At 67.9% G+C, this 12,163-nt stretch carries 13 protein-coding genes and 1 pseudogene; 7 read left to right on the forward strand and 7 right to left on the reverse strand.

The window, feature by feature from the left end; all coding sequences use genetic code 11:
• Positions 1-219: 219 nt before the first annotated feature.
• A complete protein-coding gene (locus tag ACFV57_RS34055) occupies positions 220-891 on the reverse strand; it encodes a TetR/AcrR family transcriptional regulator (protein ID WP_385240142.1) in 672 nt (223 codons plus the stop codon).
• 110 nt (positions 892-1,001) lie between these two features.
• Here ACFV57_RS34055 and ACFV57_RS34060 point away from each other — a divergent pair, with 110 nt between their 5' ends.
• The 4 genes from ACFV57_RS34060 (at position 1,002) to ACFV57_RS34075 (ending at position 4,570) form a co-directional block, all read left to right on the forward strand.
• Positions 1,002-1,736, forward strand: a complete 735-nt coding sequence (locus ACFV57_RS34060) for an SDR family NAD(P)-dependent oxidoreductase (protein ID WP_385240144.1) — start codon at positions 1,002-1,004, stop codon at positions 1,734-1,736.
• A gap of 134 nt (positions 1,737-1,870) precedes the next feature.
• A complete protein-coding gene (locus tag ACFV57_RS34065) occupies positions 1,871-2,719 on the forward strand; it encodes an oxidoreductase (protein ID WP_385240146.1) in 849 nt (282 codons plus the stop codon).
• Complete coding sequence (locus ACFV57_RS34070; protein WP_385240148.1) at positions 2,719-3,333, forward strand: TetR/AcrR family transcriptional regulator; 615 nt, start codon at positions 2,719-2,721, stop codon at positions 3,331-3,333. The genes ACFV57_RS34065 and ACFV57_RS34070 overlap by 1 nt, the downstream gene beginning before the upstream one ends.
• Before the next feature lie 478 nt (positions 3,334-3,811).
• A complete protein-coding gene (locus ACFV57_RS34075) occupies positions 3,812-4,570 on the forward strand; it encodes a MerR family transcriptional regulator (protein ID WP_385240150.1) in 759 nt (252 codons plus the stop codon).
• A gap of 565 nt (positions 4,571-5,135) precedes the next feature.
• On the opposite strand, the gene ACFV57_RS34080 is transcribed toward ACFV57_RS34075, so the two are convergent.
• The 3 genes from ACFV57_RS34080 to ACFV57_RS34090 all read right to left on the reverse strand — a co-directional run bounded on the left by ACFV57_RS34080 (position 5,136) and on the right by ACFV57_RS34090 (position 7,562).
• Entirely contained in the window at positions 5,136-6,131 is a 996-nt protein-coding gene (locus tag ACFV57_RS34080) for an L-threonylcarbamoyladenylate synthase (protein ID WP_385240152.1), read from the reverse strand.
• Positions 6,132-6,261: 130 nt separating this feature from the next.
• Positions 6,262-6,903, reverse strand: a complete 642-nt coding sequence (locus ACFV57_RS34085; protein WP_385240154.1) for a carbonic anhydrase — start codon at positions 6,901-6,903, stop codon at positions 6,262-6,264.
• 443 nt (positions 6,904-7,346) lie between these two features.
• Positions 7,347-7,562 carry a hypothetical protein gene (locus tag ACFV57_RS34090; RefSeq protein ID WP_385240156.1) on the reverse strand — a complete coding sequence of 72 codons (216 nt, stop codon included), beginning with the start codon at positions 7,560-7,562 and terminating at the stop codon, positions 7,347-7,349.
• 241 nt (positions 7,563-7,803) lie between these two features.
• Between ACFV57_RS34090 and ACFV57_RS34095 the strand changes: the two genes are divergently transcribed.
• Positions 7,804-8,172, forward strand: a complete 369-nt coding sequence (locus tag ACFV57_RS34095; RefSeq protein ID WP_385240158.1) for an ANTAR domain-containing protein — start codon at positions 7,804-7,806, stop codon at positions 8,170-8,172.
• A 33-nt stretch (positions 8,173-8,205) separates the two neighbouring features.
• Here the strand turns inward: ACFV57_RS34095 and ACFV57_RS34100 are convergent, their stop codons facing one another.
• Both ACFV57_RS34100 and ACFV57_RS34105 read right to left on the reverse strand, forming a co-directional pair.
• A complete protein-coding gene (locus ACFV57_RS34100; RefSeq protein ID WP_385240160.1) occupies positions 8,206-9,081 on the reverse strand; it encodes a transporter substrate-binding domain-containing protein in 876 nt (291 codons plus the stop codon).
• A gap of 10 nt (positions 9,082-9,091) precedes the next feature.
• The gene (locus tag ACFV57_RS34105; RefSeq protein ID WP_385240162.1) at positions 9,092-9,922 is read right to left on the reverse strand and encodes a hypothetical protein; all 831 of its coding nucleotides are present in this window, start codon (positions 9,920-9,922) and stop codon (positions 9,092-9,094) included.
• A gap of 382 nt (positions 9,923-10,304) precedes the next feature.
• Between ACFV57_RS34105 and ACFV57_RS34110 the strand changes: the two genes are divergently transcribed.
• Entirely contained in the window at positions 10,305-10,535 is a 231-nt protein-coding gene (locus ACFV57_RS34110; protein WP_385240270.1) for a hypothetical protein, read from the forward strand.
• Here the strand turns inward: ACFV57_RS34110 and ACFV57_RS34115 are convergent.
• A pseudogene (locus tag ACFV57_RS34115) lies at positions 10,424-11,053 on the reverse strand (IS5 family transposase); the annotation flags it as partial. The gene ACFV57_RS34110 and the pseudogene ACFV57_RS34115 sit on opposite strands and share 112 nt — an antisense overlap.
• Positions 11,054-11,947: 894 nt before the next feature.
• On the opposite strand from ACFV57_RS34115, the gene ACFV57_RS34120 reads away from it, so the two are divergent.
• Positions 11,948-12,151: a DUF5988 family protein gene (locus tag ACFV57_RS34120; RefSeq protein WP_385240164.1), complete on the forward strand. Its 204-nt coding sequence runs from the start codon at positions 11,948-11,950 to the stop codon at positions 12,149-12,151.
• Positions 12,152-12,163: the final 12 nt, after the last annotated feature.

The raw sequence follows: 12,163 nt of genomic DNA on the forward strand, positions 1-12,163 counted from the left end.
GTCTCGGAGACGGTTCCACGAACGGCAGCGTCCTCTTCCTGATTGTGGAGGACTCCCGGGAGGTCCGGACCAGGAAGAACATCGGGCTCGTAGAACCACCACCGCACAACCCGCTACGACGTCGGGAAAACGAGCGGACGACCGGAGAGCATCACCGAGCGCGACAGCCTCGGTGGATGGAGTGAGACGCCCTTCCGCTCCCTGAGGCGTCCGACCCGGCTACGACGTACCGGCGAGCCTGCCCATCACTTCGTACGTCTGCTGCGGGGTCGGTGGGGCGACGGAAAGCGGTCCTTGCGCTGCTTGCGTGCTCAGTCCGTCGAGCAGGAAGGCGACTTGGCGCCGCCAGGCGTCGGGCACAGCGTCCGCGGCTGCGCGAGCGAGCAGGGCGCTGGTGCCGAAGAAGAGCAGGAGGTCCTCGCCGGTGAAGTCCGGGCGGATGGCACCGGCCAGCCGGGCCCGCTCGATGATCCGCACGGCGGCGTCCTGCGCCTGACCGCAGATGGTCATCAGGCACTCGGCGGCCGGAAAGCGTCCGCTGACGACGTCGGCGACCGCGGGGTCGGTGGCCTGCAGTTCACAGACCTTCTCGACGTAGTACGCGAACCCCGCCCAGGCCTCCTCGAAGGACAGGGCACGCTCGGCGGCTTCGCCGAGCCGGTCCGCGGCAAGGCCGACCACCACTTCGTCGATGAGCGCCTCGCGCGTACCGAAGAGGTTGTAGAGAGTGCCATGGCTGACACCGGCCCGGCGGGCGATTTCTTTGAGGGGCACCTTGAGGCCGCGCTCCTGGAACAGCTCGGCGGCGGCTACCCGCAGTTTCTCCGCGTTGCGTTGCGCGTCGGCCCGCATCAGCTCGTTCCTCCCGGCTCCGGCATTGCGTGCCTCCATGATCGCATTCCCCACGGAACTAACTTGACCCCATGGTCAACTCACATGCTACCGTCGGCGAACAAGTTGACCCCTGGGTCAAGAACGTTGTCGTGGCAAGGAGCAGTCCCATGTCCAAGGTGATCGCTGTTTTCGGTGCCGGTACCGGTCTGGGCGTGTCCGTGGCCCGTCGCTTCGGGCGCGAAGGTTTCCGGGTCGCACTGGTGGCCCGCCGCAAGGACCGGCTGGACGCCCTCGTCGAGGTGCTCGCCGGTGAAGGCATCGAGGCGGTCGCGTTCCCCGCCGACCTTTCCAAGCCCGCCGAGGTGCCCGCTCTCGTCGAGACGATCCGTGACCGCTTCGGCCGGATCGATGTGGTCGAGTACGGGCCGATCAGCGGCGACCAGGGCTTCACCCCGGCCGCCGAGCTGGACGCGGCCACCCTGGAGGGCCTGACCCCGCTGCTGCTGTTCACCCCGGTCGAGGTGGTCCGGGCCATGCTGCCGGAGTGGACCGAGCGCGGGGATGGCGCCTTCCTGCTGGCTCAGGGCTACTCGGCGGCGCAGCCGATGCCCCACCTCAGCGGCCTGGGCCCGGTGATGTCCGCCACCCGTAACTATCTGTACTCCCTCAACGCCGAACTGGCCGACACGGGCATCTACGTCGGCGCCCTGACCATCGCGTCCCTGATCGCGCGCAGTGAAGTGTCCGCCGCGGCCCAGTCCGCCTTCGAGTCGGCCGACGGTCCGCACTTCCCGGTCGCCGACCCGGACGACCTCGCACAGGACTACTGGAACATGTACACCAGGCGCGACCGCGTCGAGCAGTTCCACCCCGAGTCGATGACCCCGCAGGCCACTGCGTAGCGCCTGCGACGCGGAACAGGACACCCAAGGGCAGGCACTCCCGGAATCAACACGTCGAAGATAAAAATCGACAGTGTGTAGACTTTCTGGGCGGGGAGCGGCTCCGCTCCCCGCGACACCTTCCTGGAGGGGCAATGCAGCAGCAGAACTGGCTCATCACCGGCGTCAGCACGGGTCTGGGACGTGCCTTCGCGCAGGCCGCCCTGGCTGCCGGTCACACCGTCGTCGGCACGGTCCGCTCCGAGGAGGACCTGCGGGCCTTCGAGGGGCGCCAGCCCGGTTACGCGCACGGCCGCATCCTGGACGTGACCGACGACCGCGCCGTCTCGGAGGTGATCACGGAGGTGGAGCGAGGCGTCGGTCCCTTGGACGTCGTCATCGCCAACGCCGGCTACGGCCTGGAGGGCACCTTCGAGGAAACCCCGCTGGCCGACGTGCGGCGGCAGTTCGAGGTCAACGTCTTCGGGGCAGTGGCCACCCTGCAGGCGGCGCTGCCCCACATGCGCCGGCGCCGCCGCGGACACCTGATGGCCGTCACCTCCATGGGCGGGCTCATGGCCGTGCCCGGCATGTCCGCCTACTGCGGCAGCAAGTTCGCCCTGGAAGGCATCCTCGAAGCACTGGGCAAGGAGGTCGCACAGTTCGGGATACACGTGACGGCGATCGAGCCCGGCTCCTTCCGCACCGACTGGGCCGGACGGTCCATGACACGCGCCGCGCGGACCGTCGACGACTACGACGAGCTGTTCACCCCCATCCGCGAAGCGCGGCAGAAGGCCAGCGGGAACCAGCTCGGCAACCCGGCCAAGGCCGGGGACGCCGTCGTGCACATCGCCTCGGTCGACCAGCCGCCGGCCCACCTCGTCCTGGGCTCGGACGCGCTGCGCCTGGTCACCGCCGCGCGTACGGCCGTGGACGAGGACATCCGCGCATGGGAGACGCTCTCCCGTACGACCGACTTCGACGAGGGTGCTCAGCTCTGATGCCCGGCCACCACCCCGCGCGAAGCCGACGCTCCACCGAACGCAAGGGCGACGTCCGGGAGCGGGCCATCCTGGACACCTGCGAAGCCCTGCTGGCGCAGAAGGGCTACGACGCCATGACCGTCGGCGACATCGCCCAGGGCGCCGGCATCACCCGCGGCGCCCTGTACTTCTACTTCGGCTCCAAGCAGGAAGTGGTCACGGCGCTCGTGGCGCGGACCGTCGAGCATCTGTGGGAGCGGTCCCGGGCCACCGCGCAGGCCGACGAGCCGCGCCAGGCCATCGCAGAGGCCATGCGGCGCACGGTCGAGCTGTGGAACGAGCACGGCCTGGTCATGCGTACGGCGATCGACCTGTCGTTGACCGTGCCGGAGATCGGCGAGCTGTGGAGCCATACGGCGGACTTGTTCATCACGGCCATCGCCGCCGTCCTGGAACGGTCCGGCATCCAGGCCGGCACCGAACCGGACCAAGCCTCGGCGATGGCACGCGCCCTGTGCTGGATGATCGAGCGGACCTTCTACCACGCCTCGCAAGAGTCCCGCGAGACGCTGCAAGGGGCATCCGCGACCTGCGAACACATCTGGCTGACCAGCGCCGCTCTGACCACCTGACGATCAGGGAGCGGCCGGCACCGCACAGGCCTGATCCGGGCGATCCCCCGCATTGCCCGTTACAGTGGCAAAGCAGCAGGTCAGAACAGTCTCCGGTCAACAGGTCAGCAAAATGCCAGCATCAGTCCGGAGGCAGTCAGCCCGCCCCTGTCGCCGCTGACCGGGACGACACCGTACGGACCGACTTATCTGGGCAGCGTCCGCGAGGCGGCCAGCCGGCTGGAGGGCCCGTTGGCTCCGTTCACGAGCGACGGCAGCGTTTCCAGGAGGTTTTGGGAGGCGCCGGGGTTCTGAGCAGGTCCGCATGTTCACGAGTTCCGGCAGCGGGCGAAGCCCGTTCCGCTTGGGTTGCAGACCGTGCCTGTTCGACTGAGAGGAACATGGGCGCCGGGGTTGAAGTTGCCGCTGCGGCAGCTTCTACCGTCCTGGACAGGGCCGGAGAGACCGGCCCGGCGACACATGTGCGTGGGAGACGGTAATGGACTGGCCGATCGCGGAGGTCGCACGGATGTCCGGCGTGACGGCCCGAACACTGCGGCACTACGACGAGATCGGCCTGCTCCCGCCTGCCCGAATCGGAACCAACGGCCACCGCTACTACGAGGAGCTCCAGCTGCTGCGGCTGCAGCAGATCCTCGTCCTTCGGGCCCTGGGCCTGGGGCTGCCCGAGATCGGCCGCGTCCTGGCCGAGCAGGTCGACGAGGTGGAAGCGCTGCGCGGCCACCACCGGCGACTGCTCACCGAACGCGACCGCCTCGACGCCCTGGCCGGCACCGTCTCGCGCACCATCGCCGAACTGGAAGAGTCCAGGAAGGACGGCAGATCCATGACCATCAACCGCCCGGAGAACCTGTTCGAGGGCGTCACGCCCGCCCAGTACCAGCAGTCCCTGCGCGACTTCCCCGAGCACGCCGAAGCGGTAGCCCGCCGGGTCGCCGAGATGAGCCCGCATGACGTCGAGGCCGGGCAGCGCGAGCGCACGGCACAGATGGTCCGGCTGGCCGAGCTCATGACCTCCGGGCACCGTGTCGACACCGATCCGGTGCAGTCCGAGATCGACGCACAGTACCGGGCCCTGACCGCGCTGCGCACCGTGACCGTCGACGAGTACCGGGCCCTGGGCCGCTCCTGCGTGGACAACGACGCCTGGCGCGCCGCGTACGAAGCGATCACCCCGGGGCTGGCTGCGTACCAGCGCGACGCCATCGAGGCCTACGCCACCAGCCGGCTGGACTGAGCACAGGGCAACCGCCATCCCAGGACAGACCCGCGATGGCGGTTGCACCGTGTCACGGCGGCCGACGATGTTCGATCCCGAGGGCCGGCTACGGCCCCCTCAACAGGGCGCTGCTCGTTCCCGTGAACAACGATTCCGCTCACGAAAGACCGCCTCCCGACGAGCTGGACAATCACTGTCGGAAGCCGTGAACAAAGCCGGCCCGTGGACTGTCTGCGGCAGTTTCCACACGACCGGTACGACGAGGGCAGACAGCTTGCGCGCGCAGCAGGTGAGCGCGATGGAAGCCTTCGTCCCCGACACGGTGCACATCGACGCCGAGGCTCGGAGCGAACCGTGCCCTGCGAACCTCGAAATACGTCGCGAGTATGGAGTGCGCACAACATCGGCGTCACATCGCTCGGGATAGCCCGGCTCGTGTCCTCGCCGCGGTCGAAGGCCATCGCGGTGTGCTGCGACAGCGAGGAATGCCCATCCTCTGGCCTGCTGGTCCACGAACAGCTCCGCCCCTCGACTTCATCAACGGTGGCCACGCTGCCCGGGTCGTCCCCGATCCGGCGTGCGTTCACCTACTGCTGATTTCGCAGGGCCGGGGTCCTGCGGCGCGGCGGAGCCGGTTGGCGATCGCGAGTCCCAGCCCCTCCTCGACCGGCAGGGACGCGACGATGAGGTCACACCCTTGCTGGTCGAGCTCGCGGAGGAACCCGTACAGCCCGCGCGCGTAAGCGCCCACCGAAGCGGGGACCGACACCACGGCGTGGGCCTTCACCGGGGCATCAGCGAGGGCAGGGGGCAAGAAGACGCCCACCGTGTCGCCGAGCTCCTGCGCGCGCTCGGCTTCGGCGATGACCTTCTCAGGCTCGACGAGGACGACCCGGGCACGCGGCGCGTAGTGGGAGGGATGCTGGCCCGGTACCCGGACGCGGCTCGTCGAAGGGACCACGACCGGGTGCCTCAGTACCGATTCGAGGTCCTCGCGTGTCACCCCGCCCGGCCGCAGGATGCTTACGGCTTCGCCCGTGACGTCGACGATGGTCGACTCGACGCCGACCTGGCAGGGGCCGCCGTCCAGCACGAAGTTGACCGCGTCACCGAGCTCCGCACGGACATGGTCCGCCGTGGTGGGGCTGACGGAGCCGAAGCGGTTGGCGGAGGGGGCCGCGACACCGCCGCCAAAGGTCCTGAGCAGTGCGAGCGCGATGGGGTGGTCGGGGACGCGCAACGCCACCGTCTGAAGGCCCCCCGTCGCCTCCAGGGGGACCCGGCGCCCGCGCCGCAGGACCAGCGTGAGGGGCCCAGGCCAGAAGCGCTCGGCCAGCAGACGCGCCGCTGCGGGCACGTCGTCGGCCCAGTCGCCGAGGTGCTCCGCGCCGCCGATGTGGACGATGAGCGGATGAGTGGGCGGGCGCCCCTTGACCTGAAAGACGCGCGCCACGGCGGCGGCGTCCTCGGCGTTGGCGCCCAGGCCGTAGACGGTCTCGGTCGGGAGGGCCACCAGGCCCCCGGCGCGCAACACGCCAGCAGCCTTCTCGATGTCGATGTCACTGATTCGTGCGGTCACCCTCGCGATCCTCTCACTGTTCCCCTCGCCTCATTCCCTGGGCGGGGGAGGCCGTCGGCGCCTACGACGACCCGAGGCCGGCAGCCCCGCGCGGGCCCGCCCGTACGACAGTCGGGCGGGCCGCCGGGTACTACCGTGCGGAGGCGGCATTCTTGCTCAGGCCATGGGAGGCGACCAGCTGCGCACTGCCATCGGCCAGCCGGTAGGACAGACCCACCACGGCCAGGCGGCCGGCGGCCACCTTCTCGGCCAGGACACGGGAGCGGTCCAGCAGCAGGTCGACGGTGTGCCGGATGTGCTCGTCAAGGATCTCCTCGTCCTGGCCGCGTCCGGCGGCTCGGGCCGCCAGCACGCTCGGGGTCACCCGCTCGACGACGTCACGGACGAAGCCGGCGGGCGCCCTGCCGCCGTCGGCGGCCTCCTTGGCGGCCGCGATCGCGCCGCACGAGTCGTGGCCCAGGACCACGACCAGCGGGCAGTCCAGCACGCTCGCCCCGTACTCGATGCTGCCCAACACCTCCGAACCCACCACATGCCCGGCCGTGCGGACCACGAACAGATCGCCCAGCCCCCGGTCGAAGATGATCTCGGCGGCCAGCCGGGAATCGGAGCACCCGAACAGCACCGCGAAGGGGCTTTGCCCCGGTGCTGTCTCGGTGCGGCGGGCCGCGTCCTGGTTGGGGTGCTCCGGTGAGCCGGTGACGAACCGCTGGTTGCCGGCCAGCAGCATCTCGAAGGCGTCATCAGGAGTCGGCATCGGTGTCTCAGTCATGACCGCAGGCTATGTGACGTCGCAAGCAGCGGGACGAGGCAGGCGGTCTGAGAGACCGGCGAAACGCAAGCCCGCATCGGCCCTGAGGCACGCGTTCCCATGAATAGCTGCCGTTCCCCGGTCAGTGAGTGTGTCTGATCCGTGAAGGGATGGCTCAAGGAAGCGTTTGTGCCGTCGCTGTCAGCGGTCAGCGCGGGTGGCCTGTCAGCCGAGGGAGGGCGGTGCGCCCGGGAGCGCGGAGCGCCACAAGCAGAGTCGCCACGGAGGCGTGGAGGCGTACCGTAAGGTCGCCCGGGCCGGGTGGAGCCGGCCGGCGTGACGGGCCATGGGCAGGCCGGCCAAGAACGCGAGGCGAACAGCGAAGTCCCTGTCGGCGGGCATGACATGGCTCCTGAGGGGCCGACACTCTCCCGCCGCCTCACGCAGCCCTGCCCCCGCCGCCGTCAGAGAGCGGAAGCCAGCCGATGGGCAGGCGCCCGGTGTCCACCACCGACCGTGAAAACCGCATCGCCCGTGCCGCCCTCGACCTCACCCACCGCCGTGCGGACTTCGACCCGCTGGAGCTGCTGCACGATCTGACCGCCCAGGCGGCCGCCCTGCTGCCGGCACGGTGCGCCGGCAGCACCGTCCTCGATCACGAAGCCAGCGGTGCCGTCCACGTCACCGCCTCCGACGACCTGTGCATGGTCCTGGAAGAGGACCAGAGCGAATTGAACGAGGGCCCTTGCCTCGACAGTGCCCGCGCCCAGCAGCCGCTGCCGGTGACCTCGCTGAGCGGCCCGCCGGGCACCGTCCGCTGGCCGCGCTTTGCGCCCTGCGCCCGCCGGGCCGGGATCACGGCGGGCGCCGCGGTGCCCCTGCGTCTGTCGCAGCTGGGCCCTGGGCGCCCTCAATCTGCTGATGTCCGACCCTCCGTACCCCAGCAGCCGGGACCTACGACCGGCCCAGACGCCGGCCGACGCCACCGCAAGCTCCCTGGCCGCCCGCCGGCAACTGACCGAGAAGGACCAGGTGCTCGGCCAGCTGCAGACCGCACTGGACAGCCGCCTGATCATCGAACAGGCCAAAGGGGGCCTCTCCGCCCGCCTCGGCATCAGCCTGGACGAGGCGTTCCAGCGCCTGCGCGCCCACGCCCGCGCCCGCGCGCCCGGCAGCGCGGCGGGCGGTGGCCAGAGGGCGACGAGGCGGAGGCGCAGCGTGGCGGTATGGGCGTCGGCTGCGTGCTCACGGGCCAAAGGTGCAGGGCGCGGCGCACGCTGCGGACCTTGATCGAGTTGCCCTCGGGCCGGACTCCCGGCCCGCCTACGAGGATTCCCCGTCCCTGCACGACCGGTTTTCGCTTTCCCCTTCAGTGGGTCGAAAGTTTTTGGGCCAGGCTTTCGGACCCAGTTTTTCGATACCCGGAAGTTCCACTGCGAAGTCCTTTTGCCAGTCAGTGCTCTTCACGTACTCCTGGACGACACCCTTCAGTCGCTCGCAATCCTCACGGTGCCCTTTACGCATCCCGATTCCATAGTACTGGGCGACCCCGATCTCCAGGTTGGGAACCACCTTGTATCCCTCGTCTTCGTGGCGGTGCGCCAGGCCATACAAGATCATCTGATCGGTGGAGATTCCCTCGACCTCCCCTTCCTCCAGGAGATCGACGCATTCCTGCAATGTGCTTTTCGGCCTGGGCTTCACTCCTCTCATTCTCCGGTCCTGGGTATCCTTCAAGGTTTTCTCGCTATTAGTGCCTGCCAGGGTGCAGATTTCCATCCCCCGGTAATCGGAGACCTCTCCCCGAACCAAGAGCCCCTGGAACGTCTTCGCATAGATACCGGCAAAGTCGACATCCTTCATCCGGTCCGGCGTGACCGAGAAGGTGGCGATGACCAGATCAACCTCGTTCCTCTTCAGGAAGCCCACCCGGTCTCCGGCAGCAATGTCGACCGGGGCTCCATTCGCGATGTTCAGCTCCTTCAGGACGTGATTACCGACCTTGACGTCGAAGCCCGTGAAGTCCGTGGTGTTCTCCCGGAACGATGTGCCCGGCTGGTCTCCCTTGTACGCGATGGTGATGCGATCCCTATCGGCGAACATCGGCTTCGATTCCCCGCATGAGACGGTCGCCGCCAGCAGGACCACCGATCCGAGCATGGCGACTGCACGCCTGCTGTTGAGGCGCCAGGTACGCACAGACAACTCCTCAGTCGTGCAAGGCGGCTTTCGCCACTCGGACATCCACTTCGCACCCAGGCGCCGTGTGGACCATCAGCTGTACCTTGACCTTGGTTCGCTTCTCCCCAAGGGCGAGTTCCACTGGTTTCCCGCTCCTGAGATTCTCGTGTTGCTCACCCGACTGCGGCCCGACAAGCCACAGGTCTAAAGTTGTGTCGGACTTGCACGATGTATAGGGTTTCGACGATTCAACCGTCATGTTCAGCAGCAGGTACCGGCGCGGATCCTTTGGATTGACCGTGAGAAGGGCCGCTTCTTTGTCCTTGAGCCGATGCCCGCCGGAAATAGCGACACTGTTGGTGACGTCCAGCTCACCGTGATCTCTCAGATACGCCATCCGTAACAGCGCGAGCAAAGCTACGGCCAGGCACAGGAACGATATGACCAGTCGCACCTGCCCCGGAAGGGTGCTGGAACGATTCAGCCATAACCAATTCCGCCGCTCCTGGCCGTTCCAAGCCCACGCGTCAAGGGCAAGGAATAAGCATACGAAGTGAGCAGCGATCAAAAGCACGTAGGGCAGTACGAACTGTTCCCAGGGGCCTTCCGGCTGCATTACCAGCACTACTACGCTGATCAGCGCGAGGATCAGATAAAGGCCCCAGCCCGCCGCCATCTTTTCTTTGCGGGAGAACAGTGAGTACCAGTTGTTGCTCTGATGGCCGATCGTCGTACTGCTGATGGTGCTGCCGACAACGGTCCCGCTGACCGCCGTCCCACCGGTGTCCGCCTTGGCCTTCCCCGTTCTGGACGCCGACGCAGTACTGTCCGGCCCCTCGCTCCCGGCCCGTCGGCTCATGCGTCATCCACACCTGAGTTGGCGTTTCCCCCGCCCTCGGCGGACGCGTCCCCAGTCCTTTCGGCCCGCGCCGACGACGTCGATCCGGCGGCGCGTCCTAGCCGAACCCCGGTATTGGCAGAGCCGCCGCCGCTCGCCACGGCCTTCCCCGTTTCGACGGCCTCGACACCGCCCCTGTGGGAATCCGGCCGCCAGAGCATCGGCACCAGCAACGCCGCTACGCCGATCGCTGCTTGCACCGACGCCCCGACCATCTCCCCAGCCCCTGGGCTACCCAGCAGCCAGACCAGCGGTGTCGTCACAACACCCGCAACTCCAAGCGCGACAAGCGTGATCCTCTGCTTCCGAGTCACACCGCCTCCCTTCCCCCTCTGGAAGCTGGATGTTGAAGGATCAGATGCTACCGCGCGGCACGCTCAACGCGAGTCCGCATGTTGCCAATTACTTCCTGGGGCGGGTCGTCGGCGGTCCGGGTGAAATGCGTGTGGAGCGTCGCCACTACATCGTCCTTTCGATCACCCACCTGCGACGCCCCAATCGTTCGCTGGATTCGATGCCCCTGCGGGCGATGCGGACGCCGATGTGTTTGTCTCAGATCCATCGTCGCAGGTGAGGGATGTCGTATGCCTTGTCCGCATGGAGGCGTTGGGGTGTGAAGTAGCGGCCGCGATGCGGGGCGTGCTACTGCGTTTGGAGTCCTGCCACCATCGGCTTCAGTCCTTCGCTGTCGTGGACGTTCGCCGCAGAGATCCCGACGACCAGGGCAATCCGTTCGCGTCCAACAGGACGTGCATCTCGGTACCCGGCATGCGCCGGTCCACAGGGCTCGGACCTGTGTGTTCACCCCCTTTCAGCGCGGACGTGGACGGTGTCGGGCACGACGCGGTGACGTCGATGGGGCAGGCTTCATCGAGTTGGTGGAGCACGGCCTCGTGCAGCCGGCCCCAGACGCCGGCTCTGGACCAGATCAGGAATCGTCGACGGACAGCCGACTTCGAGATCCCGAAGCAGGACGGCAGATGCCGCCAGGCGCATCCGCTGACCAGCACCTAGATGATGGCCGCAAACAGCGTCTCATCAGGTGTATCCGGCGTTTGTATCCGGCGTTCCGCCGCCCTGCGGCCGCAGGCTGGGCGGGTCGGGTGTAGAGGCGGCCGCTTCGATCCGGATCGGCAACTGGTTGCCTTGAAGGTGAGCGACCATGCGGCCGAATGACCGCACGTGCTCGGAGAGTGCCGTCAGTTCGGGGCGGTTGGCCAGGACTGCTTTGAGCTGGAGCCGGTCGCCTTCGGGTAGGGCATCGGGGTGGATGAGGAGCCGGCGTGTTACGGCGCGGACCGATGGCGGGCGGCGGGCGACCGAGCGTCGAGCCTGGTCGCACGGTTTTGCCACTGCCCGGTGAGCATCTCCTCCGGGGTCGTGGCGCGGGAGAAACGCGAGACCGTGTTGAGGGTCATGCCAAGCTGCCGGGCGGCAGATCGCTTGCTGTGGCCGGCGGCGAGGAGAGCGTGGGTGGTGGCGTGCTTGGCGCACGGATGCGCTCGGCGAGCCGGCACCCTTTTGCACGCCCGAGGCTGCCGGAGGATACTGGACATAACGGAAAAGCTCCGAGAGTGATGCCGCACTGCCCCCATCGGCAGGTATGCGGCCAAGGGTTCCCACCGGATGGGTCGACAGCCGGAAGGGCCCTGGGATGCGCCGAATATGCCGCCCCGTCTTCAGGAGATGATCGAGCAGCGGGTGGTTGTGGCGTGGTTTCTCTCGTTTGCGGCCCTATTTGTCGCGCGAGCGCCCTGGCCTTGTGCAGGCAGAGCACAGATGCCGCAATTTGCGAACAGAGAACCGGCAGCACTCGGCCGTTCCCATGTCGTGACGCACGATCGCGCCACGTGGTGCCCATTGCGAGCCTGTCTGTCTGTCAGACAGCGGGCGGCCGGACGAGTCGTATGGTCCGGCTCCCCCGGCCGGCCTCATGCGGCGAGCGAACATTCCTACGGAGGTGCTGAGCGCGTGCAGAGAGTACATGTGAAACTCATCGGCGGGCCGCCTGAAATCACTGCCGCAGAGCGTCAGCTCACCATCGCGCGTGCGGATGCGGCAGATCAGGTCCGCATCCCTTACCTGGCGGGCTATGAACATTTCCGCTACGCGGCCGAGGAAGGCGTGGACAGCCACGGGTTCCCCTTGTACCGGTACGAGTGGTCGTACCGGACCGAGATTGCGGAGTGACACCCGCTGACG

Origin of the sequence: Streptomyces sp. NPDC059788 (assembly GCF_042732265.1) — a bacterium.
Taxonomy (GTDB): Bacteria; Actinomycetota; Actinomycetes; order Streptomycetales; family Streptomycetaceae; genus Streptomyces.

Bases quoted from the DNA above. Each gene is read 5' to 3' on its own strand.
- ACFV57_RS34055 (WP_385240142.1), bottom strand. From the start codon at position 891: ATGGAGGCACGCAATGCCGGAGCCGGGAGGAACGAGCTGATGCGGGCC.
- ACFV57_RS34060 (WP_385240144.1), top strand. From the start codon at position 1,002: ATGTCCAAGGTGATCGCTGTTTTCGGTGCCGGTACCGGTCTGGGCGTG.
- ACFV57_RS34065 (WP_385240146.1), top strand. From the start codon at position 1,871: ATGCAGCAGCAGAACTGGCTCATCACCGGCGTCAGCACGGGTCTGGGA.
- ACFV57_RS34070 (WP_385240148.1), top strand. From the start codon at position 2,719: ATGCCCGGCCACCACCCCGCGCGAAGCCGACGCTCCACCGAACGCAAG.
- ACFV57_RS34075 (WP_385240150.1), top strand. From the start codon at position 3,812: ATGGACTGGCCGATCGCGGAGGTCGCACGGATGTCCGGCGTGACGGCC.
- ACFV57_RS34085 (WP_385240154.1), bottom strand. From the start codon at position 6,903: ATGACTGAGACACCGATGCCGACTCCTGATGACGCCTTCGAGATGCTG.
- ACFV57_RS34095 (WP_385240158.1), top strand. From the start codon at position 7,804: ATGTCCGACCCTCCGTACCCCAGCAGCCGGGACCTACGACCGGCCCAG.
- ACFV57_RS34105 (WP_385240162.1), bottom strand. From the start codon at position 9,922: ATGAGCCGACGGGCCGGGAGCGAGGGGCCGGACAGTACTGCGTCGGCG.
- ACFV57_RS34110 (WP_385240270.1), top strand. From the start codon at position 10,305: ATGTTGAAGGATCAGATGCTACCGCGCGGCACGCTCAACGCGAGTCCG.